Annotated in this window: 19 protein-coding genes; 11 read left to right on the top strand and 8 right to left on the bottom strand. The window is 67.5% G+C overall.

Going from position 1 to position 19,012, the window contains the following annotated elements; genetic code table 11:
* Positions 1 to 38 precede the first annotated feature (38 nt).
* The gene (locus tag GVL12_RS18880) at positions 39 to 1,181 is read left to right on the top strand and encodes a porin (protein ID WP_159916915.1); all 1,143 of its coding nucleotides are present in this window, start codon (positions 39 to 41) and stop codon (positions 1,179 to 1,181) included.
* A 53-nt stretch (positions 1,182 to 1,234) separates the two neighbouring features.
* Here GVL12_RS18880 and GVL12_RS18875 read toward each other — a convergent pair whose 3' ends face one another.
* The gene (locus GVL12_RS18875; protein ID WP_235033910.1) at positions 1,235 to 2,275 is read right to left on the bottom strand and encodes an NAD(P)H-quinone oxidoreductase; all 1,041 of its coding nucleotides are present in this window, start codon (positions 2,273 to 2,275) and stop codon (positions 1,235 to 1,237) included.
* Between the two features lie 112 nt (positions 2,276 to 2,387).
* On the opposite strand from GVL12_RS18875, the gene GVL12_RS18870 reads away from it, so the two are divergent.
* Entirely contained in the window at positions 2,388 to 3,257 is an 870-nt protein-coding gene (locus tag GVL12_RS18870; RefSeq protein ID WP_159916913.1) for a LysR family transcriptional regulator, read from the top strand.
* A gap of 78 nt (positions 3,258 to 3,335) precedes the next feature.
* Here the strand turns inward: GVL12_RS18870 and GVL12_RS18865 are convergent, their stop codons facing one another.
* Positions 3,336 to 4,271, bottom strand: a complete 936-nt coding sequence (locus tag GVL12_RS18865; protein WP_159916911.1) for a LysR family transcriptional regulator — start codon at positions 4,269 to 4,271, stop codon at positions 3,336 to 3,338.
* A gap of 131 nt (positions 4,272 to 4,402) precedes the next feature.
* Between GVL12_RS18865 and GVL12_RS18860 the strand changes: the two genes are divergently transcribed.
* A complete protein-coding gene (locus GVL12_RS18860) occupies positions 4,403 to 5,329 on the top strand; it encodes an alpha/beta fold hydrolase (protein ID WP_159916909.1) in 927 nt (308 codons plus the stop codon).
* A 24-nt stretch (positions 5,330 to 5,353) separates the two neighbouring features.
* Positions 5,354 to 6,361: a tripartite tricarboxylate transporter substrate binding protein BugE gene (locus GVL12_RS18855; protein ID WP_159916907.1), complete on the top strand. Its 1,008-nt coding sequence runs from the start codon at positions 5,354 to 5,356 to the stop codon at positions 6,359 to 6,361.
* 186 nt (positions 6,362 to 6,547) lie between these two features.
* Here GVL12_RS18855 and GVL12_RS18845 read toward each other — a convergent pair whose 3' ends face one another.
* The 5 genes from GVL12_RS18845 to GVL12_RS18825 all read right to left on the bottom strand — a co-directional run bounded on the left by GVL12_RS18845 (position 6,548) and on the right by GVL12_RS18825 (position 12,091).
* Entirely contained in the window at positions 6,548 to 7,435 is an 888-nt protein-coding gene (locus GVL12_RS18845) for a LysR family transcriptional regulator (protein ID WP_159916905.1), read from the bottom strand.
* A gap of 282 nt (positions 7,436 to 7,717) precedes the next feature.
* Entirely contained in the window at positions 7,718 to 8,104 is a 387-nt protein-coding gene (locus GVL12_RS18840; protein WP_306770606.1) for a GNAT family N-acetyltransferase, read from the bottom strand.
* 73 nt (positions 8,105 to 8,177) lie between these two features.
* Entirely contained in the window at positions 8,178 to 10,280 is a 2,103-nt protein-coding gene (locus GVL12_RS18835; protein ID WP_159916903.1) for an acetate--CoA ligase family protein, read from the bottom strand.
* A 4-nt stretch (positions 10,281 to 10,284) separates the two neighbouring features.
* Complete coding sequence (locus GVL12_RS18830) at positions 10,285 to 11,076, bottom strand: enoyl-CoA hydratase/isomerase family protein (RefSeq protein ID WP_159916901.1); 792 nt, start codon at positions 11,074 to 11,076, stop codon at positions 10,285 to 10,287.
* Positions 11,077 to 11,110: 34 nt separating this feature from the next.
* The gene (locus tag GVL12_RS18825) at positions 11,111 to 12,091 is read right to left on the bottom strand and encodes a tripartite tricarboxylate transporter substrate binding protein (RefSeq protein ID WP_159916899.1); all 981 of its coding nucleotides are present in this window, start codon (positions 12,089 to 12,091) and stop codon (positions 11,111 to 11,113) included.
* A 196-nt stretch (positions 12,092 to 12,287) separates the two neighbouring features.
* Here GVL12_RS18825 and GVL12_RS18820 point away from each other — a divergent pair, with 196 nt between their 5' ends.
* From GVL12_RS18820 to arsH, 6 genes are all read left to right on the top strand, one after another.
* The gene (locus GVL12_RS18820; RefSeq protein WP_200843901.1) at positions 12,288 to 13,106 is read left to right on the top strand and encodes an IclR family transcriptional regulator; all 819 of its coding nucleotides are present in this window, start codon (positions 12,288 to 12,290) and stop codon (positions 13,104 to 13,106) included.
* 27 nt (positions 13,107 to 13,133) lie between these two features.
* Complete coding sequence (locus GVL12_RS18815; RefSeq protein WP_159916974.1) at positions 13,134 to 13,583, top strand: LysR family substrate-binding domain-containing protein; 450 nt, start codon at positions 13,134 to 13,136, stop codon at positions 13,581 to 13,583.
* 148 nt (positions 13,584 to 13,731) lie between these two features.
* Entirely contained in the window at positions 13,732 to 14,058 is a 327-nt protein-coding gene (locus tag GVL12_RS18810) for a helix-turn-helix transcriptional regulator (RefSeq protein ID WP_159916897.1), read from the top strand.
* A gap of 6 nt (positions 14,059 to 14,064) precedes the next feature.
* Positions 14,065 to 14,571, top strand: coding sequence for an arsenate reductase ArsC (locus GVL12_RS18805; protein ID WP_159916895.1), 507 nt, complete (start codon positions 14,065 to 14,067; stop codon positions 14,569 to 14,571).
* A gap of 71 nt (positions 14,572 to 14,642) precedes the next feature.
* Positions 14,643 to 15,932: an arsenic transporter gene (locus GVL12_RS18800; RefSeq protein WP_159916893.1), complete on the top strand. Its 1,290-nt coding sequence runs from the start codon at positions 14,643 to 14,645 to the stop codon at positions 15,930 to 15,932.
* Between the two features lie 10 nt (positions 15,933 to 15,942).
* Entirely contained in the window at positions 15,943 to 16,755 is an 813-nt protein-coding gene (gene arsH / locus GVL12_RS18795; RefSeq protein ID WP_235033909.1) for an arsenical resistance protein ArsH, read from the top strand.
* Between the two features lie 53 nt (positions 16,756 to 16,808).
* Here the strand turns inward: arsH and GVL12_RS18790 are convergent, their stop codons facing one another.
* Positions 16,809 to 17,444: an FMN-binding negative transcriptional regulator gene (locus GVL12_RS18790; RefSeq protein ID WP_159916891.1), complete on the bottom strand. Its 636-nt coding sequence runs from the start codon at positions 17,442 to 17,444 to the stop codon at positions 16,809 to 16,811.
* 70 nt (positions 17,445 to 17,514) lie between these two features.
* Here GVL12_RS18790 and GVL12_RS18785 point away from each other — a divergent pair, with 70 nt between their 5' ends.
* Positions 17,515 to 19,002: a PLP-dependent aminotransferase family protein gene (locus tag GVL12_RS18785; RefSeq protein ID WP_159916889.1), complete on the top strand. Its 1,488-nt coding sequence runs from the start codon at positions 17,515 to 17,517 to the stop codon at positions 19,000 to 19,002.
* Positions 19,003 to 19,012 lie beyond the last annotated feature (10 nt).

The following is a 19,012-nucleotide window of genomic DNA, read 5'->3' as shown; positions in this document are numbered from 1 at the left end:
TGCCGTTTTTCCATAAATCACCAAAAGGAGACAAACCCATGAAACGCATCCTGAAGCCGACATTGCTGGCAGCGCTGGCTATGCTGGGAGTCGCGGCCACGGCCGGCGCCCAGGCACAGACCCGCACCTCGGTGTCGCTGTACGGCTATCTGGACACCGGCATCGAGCATCTGACCAACGTACAGGGCGGCGGGTCGCTCACGCGCATGCCGGGCCTGACCGGCACCGCGCCATCGCGCTGGGGCCTGCGCGGCAGCGAGGACCTGGGCGCAGGCCTGAGCGCGGCCTTCGCGCTCGAGTCGGGGTTCGGCGTCGACGCCGGCACGCTCAACCAGGGCGGGCGCGGTTTCGGCCGCCAGGCCTGGGTGGGCCTCAACGGTCCCTGGGGCAGCGTATCGCTGGGGCGCAACTACACCATGCTTTATTGGGCGCTGATCGACGCCGACCTGATAGGCCCGAATGCCTTTGGTCTGAGCAGCATGGACAGCTATATTCCCAACGCGCGCACGGATAATTCGCTGGCCTACCGGGGCCGCTTGGGCGCCTGGTCCCTGGGCGCGACCTATAGCCTGGGGCGCGACGCCGTCAATGCGGGCCCCAGCCCCTCGGGCACCAACTGCGCGGGCGAATCGGCGAGCGACAGCCAGGCCTGCCGCCAGTGGAGCGCCATGCTCAAGTACGACACCGCGCCCTGGGGCCTGGCCCTGGCCGTGGACGAGATGCGCGGCGGCCCGGGCGCGTTCGCGGGCCTGGTGCGTTCGGACCTCAAGGACAGACGCATCATGCTCAACGGCTACGCCATGCTGGCGCCGACGCTCAAGCTGGGCGTGGGCGCGATCCGGCGCGACAACGACGGCGCGGCGGCGGCTTCATCCGCCAATGGCGCGACGCCGGGCAGCACGCTGGCCTGGGCCGGTCTGGCCTGGTCGCCGACAACCAAGGTGGTGGTGGACGGGCAACTGCAGCAACTGCGCTACGCGCAAGGCGGCGACCGCTCCCGCCTGTTCGTGCTGCGCAGCACCTACAAGTTTTCGCCGCGCACCGCCGCCTATGCCCAGATCGCGCGCATCCATAACGGCGATCGGCTGGCGATCTCGGTCAGCTCCGCGGCCGTGGGTGGTAGCCCCGCGGCAGGCGGCGGCCAGACCGGCCTGATGCTGGGCCTGCGGCATGCGTTCTGAGACCCGACGCCGGCCTTGCACCGGCACCGCAAGCCAGCGCGCGCCGATGGGCTTCAGCGCCCGGCGTCGCCCGGCAGCAGCAGGATCTTGCCGATATTGAGTCCGGACTCCATGCGCGCATGCGCCTGCGCGGCCTCGGCCAGCGGATAGCTGCTGTCGATCACGGCGCGAATCGTGCCGTCGGCCAGCGCGCCCAGCCATTGCTGGGCAAAGCGCTGCACCATGGCCTGCTTGATTTCGGGCGTGCGCGACTTCATCACCGTGCCGAAGATCTGCAGATGGCGGTAGAGCACCGCGTCCATGGGCAGTGTCGCGCCGGCGGCGCCGCCCAGCAGGCCCACGGACACCATGCGCCCGCCAAACGTCAGCGAGCGCACATTGCGCTCCAGATACGGCGCGCCGATGAAGTCGATCACCACGTCCACGCCCTTGCCGTCCGTGGCCTGGGCGACCACGGCCGCGAAGTCCTCGCTGCGGTGGTCGATCACCACATCGGCGCCAAAGCCCAGCACCGCGTCGCGCTTGTCGCCGCTCGCCGTGGCGAAGACCCGGGCCCCTGTGGCATGGGCGAGCTGCACCGCGGCCGAACCTACGCCGCCCGCAGCGGCATGAATGAGCACCGACTCACCGGGCTGCAGCCGTGCCAGATGGAACAAGGCCTCGTGCGCGGTCACGAACACTTCGGCCACCGCGCCGGCATCGACCAGGCTCACGCTGGCCGGCACATGCATGGCCATGCGGTGGTCGATGCGCGACAGCTCGGCATATGAGCCGCCGCCGACAATTCCCATCACGCGGTCGCCCACGGCAAAGCCGCGCACTTCCGGGCCGACTTCCACCACGGTGCCCGCAATCTCCAGGCCCAAGGTGTCGCCGTCGCCAAAGTGGGCGCGGCCAAACGCACCCTTGCGCTGCAGCAGATCGGCGCGGTTGACGCCGATCGCGGCATTGCGCACCAGCAGATCATGGGGGCGCACTTCGGGCGCCGCGATCTCGCGGCTGACCAGCACTTCGGGGCCGCCGAAGTCGTCGAAAACAATGGCTTGCATGGTCTGTTGCTGCGTTGCGGGGGTGGCGGTCAAAACGGTGGACATGGGCGTCATTCCTGAAAATGGGGGGATGCCTAGAAGGTTAAGCCTTTGGCAGGCCTTTGAAACGCAGCGATTTCGCTCTACAGTGATGCAAATCTGCATCACATAATCGCTCATGAACTGGGACGACACCCGTATCTTTCTTGCGCTGACGCGCACGCCTTCCCTGCGCTCGGCGGCGCGCAGCCTGGGCGTGGACCAGGCGACGGTGGGCCGGCGCCTCAACGCGCTCGAGGCGGATCTGGGTGCCAAGCTGTTCCTGCGCTCCAAGGACGGCTACCTGCTCACCGCCGCGGGCGAAGCCGCGCTTGCGGCCGCGCGGCGCATGGAAAGCGCGGCCCTGGACCTGCGCAGCAAGATCGAAGGCCAGGACGAGAACCCCGTGGGCCTGGTGCGCGTGACCAGCACCGACTCGATTGCGGTCGACCTGCTGCTGCCCGCGATAGCGCGCCTGCAGGCGCACTGGCCCCATATCCGCGTGGACCTCGAAGTCTCGACCCAGTTGCTGAGCCTGAGCCGCCGGCAGGTCGATATCGCGTTTCGCAATGTCCGGCCCGACACGCCCGATCTCGTGGTGCGCCGCGTGGTCTCCTGGCCCGTGGGCCTGTTCGCGAGCCAGGCCTATCTTGAACGCTTTGGCGAGCCCGTTGCCGACGACGAACTGCGCGGCCACCACCTCGTGGCCTATGGCCCCTATCTGGAGCGCGAACCGTTCCTGACCATGGCCGGCGTGCCCGCGCGCCAGGCGCGGGTGGCGATGGGCGTGAGCTCCAGCCTGCTGACCCGCAAGGCCGTGGCCGCCGGCATAGGCCTGGGCGAAATGCCGCTATGGATGGGCGAACGCGAAGGCCTGGTGCGCATCTGGCCGCAACGCCGCCGCGCGCACGACTATGAAGTCTGGCAAGTCATGCATCCCGATCTGCAGCGCACGGCGCGGGTCAGGGCGACGGCGGAGTTTTTGTCGGGGGCGCTGGTGGGGGAGTGAGCTTTCCCGCCACCTGCGAGCGCGCATTCGGCTGCGCCGGGGCGCCAGCGGCGGCCCCGAAATGCGATCACCCAGCGCTCACGACCGCTGGCTTCTCCCATAGAGGTTCTCAAGGCTCGACCAGACCTTGGACGTCAGGGGTTTGGTCTGCTCGGTGGTGCGCTTGTACAGGCGCACATGGAGGGGCACGTCCTTGTCCGCGCCGGCGGCGCGTGCCAGGCGTCCCTGCGCAAGGTCGGATTGGACCAGGGTCTGCGGCAGCCAGGCCAGACCCAGGCCCTGGTGGACCATGGCGTGCAGCGAATCCGCCAGATCGGCCTCGCAGACCGTGCGCAGGCGCGAGGTGTCGCACAGCGCGTGGATATGGCTGCGCAGGATTTTTCCCAGCGACATGCTCTGCGCGTACGACAGAAAAGGCACGAGCGGGCCGCCGCCGTGGCCGGGCAGCGCATATTTTGGCAGTTGCGCGACGAGGGGGATGCTGACGGGAATCAGCGTGTCCTGGCCCACGGGCAGATAGGTCAGGTCATGCCCTTGCAGGCTGCTTTCTATCGATGGCTGGGCATGGCACAGCAGCAGGTCCACCTTGCCCTGCAGCAGCATGTCCACGCCGTAGTCCAGGCTGGTGGTGATCACTTTCCAGCACAGGTGCGGCATGGCTTGCTTGATGGCCGCAATGCTGGCCGGCAGCACCGTGTGCGACAGCGTGCGCCCCGCCGCGATGGTGATGGTTTCGTCGCGCGCACGGCGCGGGCGCTGCAGCAGGCTGTGTGTCTGCTCCAGAATGCTCAGCACTTCGTGGGCCGAGGCCAGCAGGGTCTTGCCGGCCGGGGTCAATGTGGTCGACTGGTGACCGCGCTCGACCAGCGGCGTGCCCGCCCATTCCTCGAGCGCACGGATGCGGCGGCCAAAGGCCGGATGGGTGATGTGGCGGCGCTCGGCGGCCTTGTAGAGGCTGCCGGTCTCGGCCAGGGCCTGCAAATCCTGCAGCAGTTTGACGTTCAGTTCGTGCATGGATGCCTGGAGGCTGGAGGTGTGCCGAAGCGGCACAAGGTGGCTGCAATTGGCACAGCAGAAAGTGCCAGCGAATCTAGCATGCTCCCATGCAAGAGACACGTTTATATGCCGAAATTTGCCTGCGGAAGATGCAGAGTCATTTCATCGGCGGCACGCAGCGTTCGGTGCTGGATCTGCCGATCCAGCACAGGGAGGTGGTGCGCAATGGCGGCGAGCGGTGCCTGAACATGAACGGCAGCTATGCCGTGGGCCAGATGTATGCCATGGAATACCGGCTGGCGCGCCCGCGCAGTTCCTTGCCGGTGCTGCTGTGGCATGGCGGCGGCATGACCGGCGCGCAGTGGGAGTCCACGCCCGACGGCCGCCAGGGCTGGCTGTGGCAACTGCTGCAGGCGGGCCATGACGTGGTGGTCTGCGATGCCGTGGAGCGCGGGCGCGCGGGCTGGGCGATGTTTCCCGAAATCTACGCCGAGGCGCCGGTGTTTCGCAGCGCGCAGGAGGCCTGGCGCTTGTTTCGCATTGGCCATGACGCGCCTTCAGGGTATGGCGCGCCATTTGCGGGCCAGCGTTTTCCGTCCGAAAGCTTCGGTGAACTGGTCAAGCAGATGGTGCCCCGCTGGCTGGGCCATGAAGCCATGGCGTCAGCGGCCTACGACGCGCTGCTGGAGCAATTCGGCCCCTGTGTGGTGATGGGCCACAGCCAGGGTGGAGGTTTTGCCGCGCATGCGGCCTGCCGCAAGCCCGAGTGGGTCAGAGCGGTCGTGGGCCTGGAGCCCACGGGCATGCCTGCCCTGCACGACGGCCCCCACCCCGCGGCAACGGTTGCGCACCTGGCGGTATGGGGCGACCACTTCGCCCACAGCCCGCAATGGCAGACCTACCGCGGCCAGACCGACGCCTACTGGCAGGCCCTTGCCCTGGCCGGAGGCCGTGCCGATGTGCTGGATCTGCCGGCCGCCGGTGTGCCCGGCAACTCGCATTTCTGCATGCTCGATACCAATGGCGACGAGGTATTGAAGCGTGTGCTGGACTGGCTTGAAGACTTGACGCAATGAAAATTCAATAAGGAGATGATTCGTATGCAACGCCGTATTTTTGTGACCAGCAGCCTGTCTGCCGCCTCGGCACTGGTGGCCGTGACCGCCATCGCCGGCCTTCAGCCCGCGATGGCCGCCGATGCCGCCTGGCCCAGCCCGGACCAGCCCATTCGCCTGGTGGTGCCGTTTCCGCCCGGCGGCACGGCCGATGTGGTCAACCGCCTTTTCGCCCAGCAATTGGGGCAGGTGCTCAAGACGACGGTCATCGTGGAGAACAAGGCCGGTGCGGGCGGGTCCGTGGGCACGCGCCAGGTGGCCGACGCCAGGCCTGACGGCTACACCTTGCTGGGCGCGACCTCCAGCACCCACGGCACGAACCCCGCCGTCTACACCAAGCTGCCGTACGACCCGGTCAAGGATTTCACGCCCATCACCCAGGTCATCACCGTGCCCGGCGTGCTCAGCGTCCATCCCTCGGTCAAGGCCAGCAACATCAAGGAGCTGATTGCGCTGAGCAAGGCCCAGCCGGGCCAGCTCTCCTATGCGTCTGCGGGTGCCGGCGGACTTGGGCATCTGGCCATGGAGCTGTTCAAGGCCAGAGCCGGGATCGAGTTGATGCACATACCCTACCGCGGCGCCGGCCCGGCCTTCACCGATCTGATCGGCGGCCAGGTGTCCATGCTGTGGGAGCCGCTGCCGGCTTCGCTGCCGCATATCAAGTCCGGCAAGATCCGCCCCCTGGCCGTGGCCACGGCCCAGCGCAGCAGCGAGTTGCCCGATGTACCCACCTTTGCCGAGTTGGGCGTTCCAGGCTATGCCGTGCAGGCCTGGAACGGACTGCTGGCGCCCAAGGGCCTGCCCAGGGACATTCGCGACAAGCTGCACAAGGCCAGCGTGCAGGCCTTGGCCGACCCGCAATTGCGCCAGCGCCTGGCGGAGCTGGGTGGCACGGTGATTGCCAACGCGCCGAACGAATTTGCGGCCATCATTGAAAACGATGTGGCGACCTGGAAGCGCGTGGCAGCAACGTCCAGGATCAGTCTGGATTGAGCGGGTTTGCTCGATGCATGGTTGGCCCACCAGGCGTCGCGGCGCTCGGGCACGCTGTTTTGCGAAGTGGCCGAGTTGAGCGTTGAAGTTGCGGGACACGGCGTGCGCTACCTGACTGGCACGATCACGATCTAGCCCGCGGTTGGCGTACGACCCAGTCCCGCCGCCGATCTTGACTTTTGGCGCTCAGCTGGCGAAGTCCGCGAGCACCTGCACGACGCTGTCCACCGCCAGATTCGGTGCCTGCAAGTGCCGATGCGCGACGGCCATCGGCCGCATGAGCTGCGGCGACAGGTGGCGTATCTGCACATCGGGTGAGTTGCGCTGATCCTGCACCTCTTCGAGCGGCAGGAGGGCGGCACTCTGGCTGGCTGAGGCCAGGCTTTTGAGGGCGCCGGGATAGCTCAGCGTCAAGAAGGGGCGTGGATTGAAACCAGCCTGCCCAAACCAGGCGGTGATAAGGCCATGCATCTGCGTTGCGGGCGCAAAGGATGCCCAGCGGCGGCCTGCCAGCCATTCGGGCGTGACCAGCTCGGGCGCGTCCCAGGAGGAAGGCAGCAGCACCACCATCGGGTCATTGCGCCAGGGCGTCAGGCGGATATTTGCAACCGCTGGCTGAGGGCTGGCAACGATTCCAATGTCCAGCGTTCCCGCCTTGAGGCGCAGCATGGCTTCGGCGGAGCCCACGGCTTCAAGCTTCACTTCGACGCCCGGGCTGCGCTGTGTCAACGCTTCGAGCATCAGTGGCAACAGCCTGGTGCTGACCCCCGCCGAGACCCCCACTTTCACCAGCCCCTCGCGCCCCGTGGCGCGGCGCTGTACCAGGTCGATCAGGTCGTCGCTGGCTGCCAACAGCTTGCGCCCTTCGGCGACCAGGGCATCGCCCGCGGGTGTCAATTCCGCATGCCTTCGGCCGCGCACGACCAGCGCGGCTTGCATGCGCGATTCCAGCTCCTTGATATGCAGGCTCACGGTGGGTGGCGCGAGGTGCAGCGCCTGTGCCGCTGCGGCGAAGGTGCCCAGGTCCGCGATGGCAATGAGCGTCTGCAGTTGGTCGAGGTTCAAATTACGCATCAGGAATTATGAAGTTAAGCGTCATTGAATTCAACTTTACAGAGGTCAGGCCTGGCGCGAGCATCGAGCCATGCCAAATCAAACCTACCCCACGCAGCCCATAGACCATCCCGGCAATGCAGAGGTCGACCCGAAAGTAAAAGCAGGAGGCCGCTTGCGGGCGTGGTGGGAGAGCGCGGTGCGCGTGCTGGAGCGCGCGGAGAAAAGCATCACGGAGAATTTCAGGGTGCCGCCCAATGGGGGGTGACAGCGCGGCGCGGCATCTGGCAAGCTGTGGAACACTCATCCAGGCCGGTCGTGCGTCGCTGGAAAGCCTGCTGGAGCCACAGACGGGGAGCCCCGCGCGGCGCTTTGGCAATGGCTTTGCGCTGTCGCGGCGCCAAGTGATCGTAAACACGTTCTAAAGGCGAGCCGCATGAGCATGGCGTAAATGTATTCATCCCCCCAGACCCCCTCAAAGCGGTCGTTCTGAATGAGATGCGCCTCCCGGCGCATGCGCAGGCGCTCGACCACGCCCACCGATCCCGCATTGAGCGCATCGAGTCGGGCAAAGATCCGGTGGCAGTCGAGCGCTTCGAAGCCCAGGCCCAGCATGGCGCCCACAGCTTCGGTGGCATAGCCCTTGCAGGCGAAATCCGGGTGGAAGATATAGCCGACTTCGGCCTGCAGCGCGGCAAGGCTGGCGATCTTCAGCAGGACTGGGCGTACTGGCCAAACACTTCGGTCGCATGCAAGCTGGGTTTCATGCGAGCACCAGCACGCCGTCGGCCGCGCGCACGCCCTGGCCTGCGGGCAGCACGAAGACCGGGTTGATTTCGGCCTCGAGCACGCGCTCGCCCAATTGCGCGGCCATGGCCGAGAACGCGACGATGGCGTCGACCAGCGCCGGCACGTCGGCCAGGGGCCGGCCGCGAAAGCCATCGAGCAGCGGCCAGGTCTTGAGTTCCTGCGCCATGGCCAGGGCCTGGGCGCGGCTCAATGCCGTGAGTTTGCCGCTGTCATGCGGCAGCAGGCGCAGCGTGGTGTCCTGGAACAGCTCGGCCGTGACGCCGCCCATGCCCAGCAGCACGGCCGTGCCCAGCGCGTCGCGGTGCAGGCCCAGGATCAGCTCGGTGCCGCCGGCGACCATCTGCTGCACCAGGAATTGCTGGACTTGCACGCCGGCCTTGGCTTCGACGTCGCTGCGCATCTGCGCCAGCCGCGCGCCAATGGTCTCGGCCGTCAGGCCCACGGCCACACCGCCCACATCGCTCTTGTGGGTGATCTGCGCCGACAGGATCTTGAGCACCACGCGGCCACCAAGTTCGCGCGCCGCCGCCTCGGCCTCTTCGGCCGTGCGCACCACGCGCTCGGCCGCGCAGGGCAGGCCAAAGCGGCTGAAAATGGCCTTGGCCTGGGCTTCGTCCAGCGAACCGCTGGGCAGCTGGCCGATCTCAATGGGGGCCGGCGCGTCGGCCTGGGCTGCGGTGGCGGGCTCGAAGCGGCTCACGCCCAGCATGCCGGCGAGCGCGGCGGTGCAGCTCTCGGCCGCGGCAAACGCCGGCACGCCGCGCTGCGTCAGCAGCGCGGCTATCTCGGGCGCATGCGGGCTCACATAGGCCAGCACCGGCTTGTCGGAGTTCGGCAGGCAGTCCTGAATGGCTCCGGCCAGCAGCTCGGGCATGGCCAGGCTGGACGAGCCGACAATGATCACCAGCGCGTCGTAGCTGGGGCTGGCGAGCAGGGCGTTGATCGCGCCGCGCAGCAGGTCGGGGCGCAGGCCCGCAAGCGTGACGTCGATGGGGTTGCGGTCCAGCACGGCCTCGCCGCCGGTCTGTAGCGCGCGCAATGCGTCGGCCGTTGCAGCATCGGGGGCCGGCGTCTCGAAGCCGGCCACGCCCAGGTCGTCGGAAACCAGGGTGCCGGCGCCGCCGGTGGAGGTCAGGATGGCGACGCGCCTGCCGCGCAGCACGCGGCCTGTGGCCAGCGCGACCGGAATGTCCAGGAGGTCGGCAAAGCTTTGCGCGCGGATCACGCCGACCTGCTTGAACAGCGCGTCGTACATGCGGTCGGCGCCGGCCATGGCGCCGGTGTGCGAGACCGCCGCCTGGGCACCGGCCTCGGAGCGCCCGATCTTGAATGCCACCACGGGCTTGCCGGCGCGCGCCGCCTTGAGGCAGGCCGCGCGGAATTTCTCCGGATTGCGCACCGTCTCCACATACAGCGCGATGACCTTGGTCGCGGGGTCGTCGGCGAGATGGTCTATGAAGTCGGCCAGCTCCAGGTCGACTTCGTTGCTGGTGGAAATCAGCTTGGACAGGCCTATGCCGCGCGCCGCGGCGCGCGACAGCAGCGAGCCCAGAATGCCGCCGCTTTGCGACACCACGCCTATGCTGCCGACAGGGAACTCGTCCATCTCGAGCGCGCCGGATGGCGACAGCACGATGCGGTCCGTGAGGTTGACCAGGCCTATGGTGTTGGGCCCGAGCAGGCGCATGCTGCCCGCGGCCTCGACCAGTTGCTGCTGGCGGCGCGCGCCGTCTTCACCGGTCTCGGTGTAGCCGCTGGCCAGCACGATGGCGGCCGCGCAGCCGCGTGCGGCGAGTTCCCTGACGGCCAGATGCGCGCGCCCGGCACCCAGCAGCACGACGGCCACATCGGGCACTTCGGGCAGCGAGGCGATGTCGGGATAGCAGGGCAGGCCGTCGATGTGGTCGACCTTGGGGTTCATGGGCAGGATGCGGCCCGCAAACCCGTGTTTGCGCAGATAGGCCACGGGGCGGCCCGCCGTCTTGCGCGGATCTGCCGAGGCACCGATGATGGCGACGCTGCGCGGCGACAGCAGCTTGGCGATGGCTTGGCTCATTCCATCACTCCTTGGCGGCCGTCTTGGCGAGAAAGGCTTCGACCGAAGCGCGGTGCTCGCTGCTGGTGTAGCAGATGCCCTGGGCCTGGCTGCCCTGGGCGAAGACGTCGTGCGACGACAGCTCGAAGCTCTGGTTCAGTATGGTCTTGGTCAGCGCCAGCGCCGTCGCGGACGCGGCCGACAGCTCCACGGCCCAGGCCTGGGCGTCGGCCAGCAGCGTTTCGGCACTGGTCTTGCGGTCGACGATGCCCAGCGCGAGCGCCTCGTCCACCTTGAGCTGGCGGCCCGTGAAGATCAGCTCCTTGGCCCTGGCCAGGCCCACCCGGCGCGGCAGGAAGTACATGCCGCCGCCGTCGGGAATGATGCCGCGCAGCATATAGCTCCAGGCGAAGCTCGCCCATTCGCTGGCGATCACGAAGTCGCAGGCCAGCGCGGTGTCCGCGCCCAGGCCCGAGGCCGCGCCGTTGACGGCGGCGATCACCGGCTTGGGCATGGTGTGCAGCAGCGCCTGCACATGGTGTACGCGCTGCTGGCGCTGCCAGCCGTTGAAGCCGATCTCGCCCGCGGGAGCGTTCATGCGCTTTTGCATTCCGCTGATGTCTCCGCCCGCGCAAAAGCCCTTGCCGGCACCGGTCAGCACCAGGGCCTTGATGGCCTTGTCGGCCGCGACATGCTCGAGCGCGGCGATGAACTCGGTGCGCATGTCGTCGCTCATGGCGTTGCGCTTGTCGGGCCGGTTCAGGGTGATGGTTGCCACCGCATCGGTGACCTGCAGTTGAATCAGGGTGTAGTTCATGGTGCTCTCCAAAGACGATCGCTTGGCTGGGCGATCAATCGGGTTTGATGTTGCTTTCCTTGACGATCTGTGCCCAGCGCCTTTCTTCGGTCTGGACATAGGCCTCGAGTTCTGCGGGGGGGCCGGCGTTGATCACCAGGCCTTCGTGTTCGAGCTTGCGCACGAAGTCGGGAGCGCGCGCGGCCTTGCGCGCCGCGGCGTTGAGCCGGTCGATGACGGCCGCGGGCGTGCCCGCCGGGACATACAGTCCGTACCAGCTCTCTACGCGGTAACCGGGAACGCTGCTGGCAATGGTTGGCACGCCCTTGAACGCGGCCGAAGGTTCGGCGGTGGTGACGCCGAGCGCGCGCAGCTTGCCATTGCCGTTGCCGATGAAGGGGGAGACGGCGGCGGCGGTCGCGAACATCATGTCGACCTGTCCGCCCATGAGGTCGGTCAGCGCCGGGCCCGCGCCGCGATAGGGCACATGGGTGAGCTTGACTTTGGCCTGGTTGGCGAACAGCTCACCCGCGAGGTGGGCGGAAGTGCCTGCGCCTTGCGAGGCATAGGTCAGCTTGTCGGGCTGGGCCTGGGCGGCGGCCAGCACGTCGGCCACGGTCTTGTAGGGGCTCTCGTTGCGCACCACGAGCACGTTGGGTCCGCGGCCGATCAGCATGACGGGCGCAAAGGCCTGGTTGCTGCCATAGGGCAGCTTGGGCTGCAGCGCGGGATTGGTCGCATGGGCAAACGAGGCGACGACTACCGAGTAGCCGTCGGGCGCGCTCTTGGCGACGTTGTCGGTGCCTATCATCGTGCCCGCGCCCGGCTTGTTTTCGACGATGACGGGCTGGCCCAGGTCCTTGGACATCTCCGTGCCCAGCGTGCGCGCGATCAGGTCCGTGCCGCCGCCGGGAGCGAAGGGCACGACCATGCGCACCGGCTTTTCCGGAAAGGCGGCGAAGGCGCCTGCGGCGCCGATGAGTGCCGCGAGAAAGACCGTTGAGGCCGCGCTGCGGCGAGCGATGGAATGAAGCATGGCGTTGTCTCCTGGATTTTTACGGTCATGGACCGGATCTGTTCTTTGGCCTTCGCAGCAAATGCTGATGCCGGCTGCGCCAGCTTAGGGGATGGCTGGCCATTTGTGACCCCATCAGTTCCAGCAGGTGGAATTGGCCGCCCATGCGGCGTGCGAGAATGCAGCACGACGCTGCGCGCAGTTCCTGCCCATTCCTATGCGAAAGACTTCCAGCACCATGGACCATGGACGTTCCGAAATCCTCCACGACAAGCCCGGGCAGTCACCCGCGAACCGATCGCTGGAGCGCGGCATAGAGATACTGCGGGCGTTCAGGCCCGGCTCCGAACTGCTGGGCAATGGCGATCTCGTGGAGCGCACGGGGCTGTCCAAGGCCACCGTGAGCCGGCTGACCCAGACCCTGGTGGGTGCGGGCATGCTGCAGGTCGACCCGCAGCGGCGCGCCTACCGCCTCGCACCCGCGGTGCTGAGCCTGGCGCATGCCATGCGCACCGGCTCGAGCGTGCTGTCCGTGGCCGCGCCGCTGATGCGCGCGCTGGCCGAAAGCCGCAAGATCAACGTCGGCCTGGCCTGCCCCGACCGCGATGAAATGGTCTATCTGGAGTCGATACGCTACAGCCGGCGCATCGTGCTGCGGCATGTGGTGTCCGGGCAGCGCGTGCCCATGGAGCTGACATCGCTGGGGCGCGCCTATCTCGCGGTCGCGCCCGAGGCCAAACGCGAAGCGCTGCTTGAGCGCTTCCAGGCGAGAAGACCGGCGCAGTGGGCGCCGCTGCACCGCGAAATCCAGCAGGCGATCCGGTCCGTGCAGGTGCATGGCTTTTGCGCCGCGGCCTGGCAGCCCGAAGTGGTGGCACTGGCGACGCCGCTGGTCACGGCCGATGCGGTCTATGTGCTCAATTGCAGCCTGTCCACGGCCGAGCCGCTGGCGCGTGTCGCCGAGGAGCTTTGCGCGCCGCTGCTGCAATTGCGCCGCGAGATACAGCAGGGGCTGGATGCGGCGGCGGCATTCTGAAGGGCGCAGTCTTGCGCTGCGCGCAGCCTGGGCGCGTTCACGCGCGAGCCCGATCTGCACTACACCGAACTGTTCGACGACCCGCTGGTCGCGGCACTGCCTGTCCAGCACCCGCTTGCAGCGCGCGCGGCTATCGTTGCCGCCGATCTCGAGGCCCTGCCGTATGTGAGCTATCCCAAGGTGGCCAATGCGCACTTTTCGCGCCAGGTGCTCAACATCCTGGCGCAGGCCGGCGCCCGCGTTCAGGTCGGCCACGAAGCCAAGGAGATCCACACCGCGCTGGGCCTCGTGGCGGCGGGCCTGGGCACGACCATCGTCGGGCGCAGCGTGGCCGCGAACAACCGCACCGACATCCGCTTCGTGCCAATCGCGGACCTGCGGGAGAAAAGCAAGGTGCTCGCGGTGCGCAAGAACGGCCCCGCCCATTCGCTGGTTGACGCGTTTCTGGCCAGGCTGCGCGAACAGGTGCCGGACTGATGCGCGGCAGCGGGGCTTTTTAGCCGCTAAAAAACGCTGCGCTGCTCAGAAACGGCAGCTTGCGGTGCCGGTGGCGCGGCCCGCGATGCCGTGACGGCTTATTCTTATTTGAAAGCCAATAATTCAACAATTGTTGTATTATTGATTTATGCAAGAAACCCAAGCCATACGTTCCCTCGCCGCGCTGGCCCACGAAGCCCGGCTGCGCGTATTCCGTGCGCTCGTGGTCGCCGGCCCCGAAGGCCTGACGCCCAGCGCGCTGGCCGAGCAACTGGGCATCGCGGCCAACGCGCTGTCGTTCCATCTCAAGGAGCTGGCCCACGCCGAGCTCGTGAGCCAGGAGCGCCAGGGCCGCAATGTGCGCTACCGCGCGGCGTTTGCCGCAATGAACGATCTGCTCGCCTATCTCACCGAAAACTGCTGTCAGGGCGCGCCGTGCCTCCCCGCTTCTGCCACTTCCAAGCCCTGCTGCTGAACCACCATGCCTGATACGACCACGCCTCTCAATGTCCTGTTCCTGTGCACCCACAATTCGGCGCGCAGCATCCTGGCCGAAGCCCTGCTCAACGATATGGCACGGGGCCGCTTCAAGGCCTTCTCGGCCGGCAGCAGCCCTCGGGCACAGCAGCAGCCCCACCCGCTGGGCCTGCAGGTGCTGCAGCGTGCCGGCGTATCGGTGCAAGGCCTGCGCAGCAAGAGCTGGGACGAGTTCGCAGTCGCGGGTGCGCCGCAGATGGACTTGATCATCACCGTCTGCGACAACGCGGCGGGCGAGGTCTGCCCGATCTGGCCCGGCCACCCGGCAACCGCCCACTGGGGCTATGCAGATCCTTCGGAAGGTGAGGCTGGCGAAGAAGCCAGGCTCGAAGCCTTCCGGCAGACCATGCACATGATTCGACGCCGGCTGGAGTTGCTGGTCAACCTGCCTGCCGAAAAGCTGGAGAAGGCGCGGCTGCAAAGCACCGCCCGTGAACTCCCGGGTCAATGAGCGGGCCCGCTGCGGCGCACCCATAGGCAAAAGCTCCACTCCTTTCGACTCCTCTGACAAACCAATGCGTCATGCTGACCGCTATCCTGATATTCGTTCTTACCCTGGTCCTGGTCATCTGGCAGCCGCGTGGCCTGGGCATTGGCTGGAGCGCGTCGCTGGGCGCCGCGGCTGCATTGCTGCTGGGCGTGGTGCAGTTCGCGGACATTGCCGTGGTCTGGCGCATTGTCTGGAACGCGACCGCCACATTTGTCGCGATCATCGTCATCAGCCTGGTGCTCGATGAAGCCGGCTTCTTTGAATGGGCGGCGCTGCATGTCGCGCGCTGGGGCGGCGGCAAGGGGCCGCGGCTGTTCGCTTTCATCGTGCTGCTGGGCGCCGCGGTGTCGGCGCTGTTCGCCAACGATGGCGCGGCGCTGATTCTCACGCCCATCGTCATGGCCATGCTGCTGGCCCTGGGCTTTTCGCCCGCGGCGACGCTGGCCTTCGTCATGGCGGCAGGCTTCATTGCCGACACCGCGAGCCTGCCGCTGCTCGTGTCCAATCTCGTGAACATCGTGTCCGCCGACTTCTTTCAGATCGGCTTCAACGACTACGCGGCCGTGATGCTGCCCGTCAACCTGGTGGCCGTGGCGGCGAGCCTGGCCGTGCTGCTGCTGTTCTTCCGGCGCAGCATCCCCGCGCGCTATGACTTCGCCCAGCTCAAGTCGCCGACCGAGGCGATCCGCGACCGCGCGACTTTTCGCGCCGGCTGGGCGGTGCTGGGCCTGCTGCTGCTGGGCTTTCTTGTGCTCGAGCCGCGCGGGGTGCCGGTCAGCGCCGTGGCCGCGGCCGCGGCGGCGCTGCTGCTGGCCGTCGCAGGGCGCGGCCGGGTCATCAGCACGCGCCGGGTGCTGCGCGGCGCGCCCTGGCAGATCGTGGTGTTCTCGCTGGGCATGTACCTGGTCGTCTATGGCCTGCGCAATGCCGGGCTGACCGATGACCTCGCGGCGCTGCTCAACCTCTTTGCGCAGGGCGGCGTCTGGGGTGCGGCAATGGGAACGGGACTGCTTGCGGCCCTGCTGTCGTCGGCGATGAACAACATGCCCACGGTGTTGATAGGCGCGCTGTCCATAGACGCTTCCACGGCCACGGGGGTGGTCAAGGAGGCCATGATTTATGCCAATGTGATCGGCTGTGATCTCGGTCCCAAGATCACGCCCATAGGCAGTCTCGCGACGCTGCTGTGGCTGCATGTGCTGGCGCAAAAGGGCATGCGCATCGGCTGGGGCTACTACTTCAGGGTCGGTGCCGTGCTCACGCTGCCGGTGCTGGTCGCCACCCTTGCGGCCCTCGCATTGCGCCTGAGCCTGTTTGTTTGAAGGAAACCAAATGAGCGAGATCTCGATCCATCACAACCCTGTCTGTGGCGCGTCGCGCAATGTGCTGGCGCTGATCGGCAACAGCGGTGAAGAACCCTGCGTCATCGTGCCCAGCCATGATCTGCCCCATCTCGACGCGCAGGCATTCGCGGCGCCCGCGCTCGCGCAGTTGCTGCCTGCGCAGCGCGCATCGCATGCGCCGCGCATTCTGCTGCTCTATGGCTCGGTGCGTGAGCGCTCGTATAGCCGCTTGCTGACAGAGGAGGCCGCGCGGCTGCTGCAGGCCATGGGCGCGCAAACGTGTATTTTCGACCCGCGCGGCCTGCCGCTGCCCGACGATGCGCCCGACGACCACCCCAAGGTGAAAGAGCTGCGCGAACTCGCGCTGTGGGCCGAAGGCATGGTCTGGACCTCGCCCGAGCGCCATGGCGCGATGACCGGCATTCTGAAAGCGCAAATCGACTGGATTCCGCTGGCCGCGGGCGCCGTGCGCCCCACGCAGGGCAAGACGCTGGCCGTGATGCAGGTGTCGGGCGGCTCGCAGTCGTTCAATGCCGTGAACCAGCTGCGCGTGCTGGGTCGCTGGATGCGCATGCTCACGATTCCCAACCAGTCCTCGGTGGCCAAGGCTTTCCAGGAGTTCGATGGCGACGGCCGCATGAAGGCTTCGCCTTACTACGAGCGTGTAGTCGATGTGATGGAGGAGCTGGTCAAGTTCACGCTGCTCACGCGCGACTGCGCGGACTATCTCGTGGACCGTTACAGTGAACGGCGCGAAAGTGCGCAGGCGCTGTCCGAGCGCGTCAACCAGCGCAGCAGCTAGAACCCCTGCAGCGGCACGGGGGCCGGCGTGCTGCGGGCCCCGCATGGGCAGGCTCAGGCGGCAGTCTCGCCCGGCGCACCCATGGCCTGCGCCAGCGCGCCGTTACCCCGTGCCATCAGCGCCTGGGCGGCTCCGGCCTGGTCGCGCTGCGCCTTGTTCTGGCTGAGCTTGCGCTTGCCCACCAGCGAAGTCACCGCGATCTCGATGCCGACAATCTGGCGCAGCAGATCGTCGATGAACTCGGGTGGCGAATCCGCCATTTTCCAGGGCTGGGGCTCGGTGGCCTCATGGCGGCGTGTGAGTTTGCCCACCATGCCGCGCACGAAGCGCTCATCGTCGCGAATGGTCAGCAGGCCGTGGGCGTGCACCACTTCGTAGTTCCAGGTCGGCACCTGCCGGTGCGCCTGGTGCTTGCTGGGGTACCAGTTGGGCGAGATATAGCCATCGGTCGCGCGGAAGATCACCATCACCGGCGTGCCCGTGGGGCAGCGCTGCCAGACTGGGTTGGCGCGCGCCACATGCGCTGTCAGCAGGCCGCGGTCGCCGGCAGCCGGGTCGAACTCGAACGGCAGGTGGTCGGCATCGAGCCCCTGCGCCCCGTGGGAGACCAGAATGCCCAGGGGGTTCTGGCGAATGATGCGCGTCAGCTCCTGGGGGCGGGTTTCGGAAAAATGCGCGGGTAGGTACATAGGGTCTCCAGATGCGCCCACTTTGGCCGGTGCGCGGCACAATCACAAGATCCAGTTTTCTTTAATTTATATGAGCCAGTTGAAAGCCAAGGCAGACCGCCGCAGAGGCGCGAATGGCGGTGGCCGGCGCGTCTACGCCTTGCTGCGCGCGCAGATCGCCGACGGCAGCCTGGCGGTGGGCGCGAAACTCCCTTCGACGCGCGCGCTGGCCGCGGACTTGGGCGTGGCGCGCAGCACCGTCACGGTGGCCTACGAACAGCTGGCCGCCGAAGGCTTTCTGGCCACGGCGCCCGGACGGGCCGCCAGGGTGGCGGCGCCGCTGGCGCCGGATGCGTTGGCGCAGGCGCAACCGGGATCCCAACCGCGGCTGGCGTCCGTACTCTCGGCGTATGGCCAGCGCGTCGCCGGAATGGAGCTGCTGACGGCCCAGACGTCGGCAGCGGCACCGGCGCGCATTGATTTCCTCTACGGCGCCGTGGCGGCGCGCGACTTTCCCACGCTGGCCTGGAAGCGCGCCTACCAGGCCGAACTGCTGCGCCAGCAGCCCAGCCTCTACTACGCGGCGCCGGAAGGGGACAGCGGGCTGAGGCAGGCGCTGCAAGGCTATCTGCGCCGCGCCCGCGGCCTGGCATGCTCCGCCGAGCAGATTGTGATCGTGCAGGGCGCGCAGCAGGCCATAGACCTGTGCGCACGGCTGTTGCTCGAGCCGGGCAGTGCCTACGTGTTCGAGGACCCGGGCTATGTCATGGCACGCCGCTGCTTTGAAGCCAGCGGCGCGCGCGGCGTGGCCGTGCCTGTGGATGCCCTTGGCATGGACACCTCCAGCCTTCCGTTTGACGCGCAGGTGCGGCTGGCCTATGTCACGCCGTCGCACCAGTTTCCGCTCGGCGGAGTACTTCCCATCGCCCGGCGCCAGGCGTTGCTGCAGTGGGCGCGCCAGCACAATGCGTGGATCGTCGAAGATGACTATGACGGCGAGTTTCGCTACGGCCAGCGGCCCATAGACGCGCTGCAGTCCATCGATGCCGATGGCCGCGTGATCTACATAGGCACGTTTTCCAAGGCGCTGTCGCCGCAGCTCAGACTCGCCTATCTGGTGCTGCCCGCCAGCCTGGTGCCGCTGTTTCGCAAGGCCAAGCGGCTCGCGGACCGGCATGCGCCGGTGATCGAGCAGCGGGCGCTGGCGTCACTGATCGACAGCGGCGCTTATGAACGCCATGTGCGGCGCATGCGCCGCGAGAACGAGCGCCGGCGCAGCGCGCTGCTGGACGCGATCCGGCGCCGCTTGCCCGCGGACGCCAAGGTGGCGGGCACGGCAGCCGGCCTGCACCTGGTGCTGTGGCTGCCATCGCTGCGGCCCGGGCATGAGCCGCAGCTGATCGCCGCCGCACGCGCTGCGGGCGTGGGCGTCTATGCGGTATCGCCGTTGTTTGCCCGGCCGCAGAGCGCCATGCCGCCCCGGCCAGCGGGCCTGATACTGGGATATGCAAGCCTGACGCTGGCGCAGATCGATGAGGGCATGCAGCGCCTGGCAGACGCCATTGCCGCGCTGGCTTGACGCTTGCCCG

The organism is Pantoea sp. 18069, assembly GCF_902706035.1.
Lineage (GTDB): Bacteria > Pseudomonadota > Gammaproteobacteria > Burkholderiales > Burkholderiaceae_C > Comamonas.
Note: the sequence above shows the minus strand (reverse complement) of the source record. Positions and strands in the feature narration are given on the sequence as shown.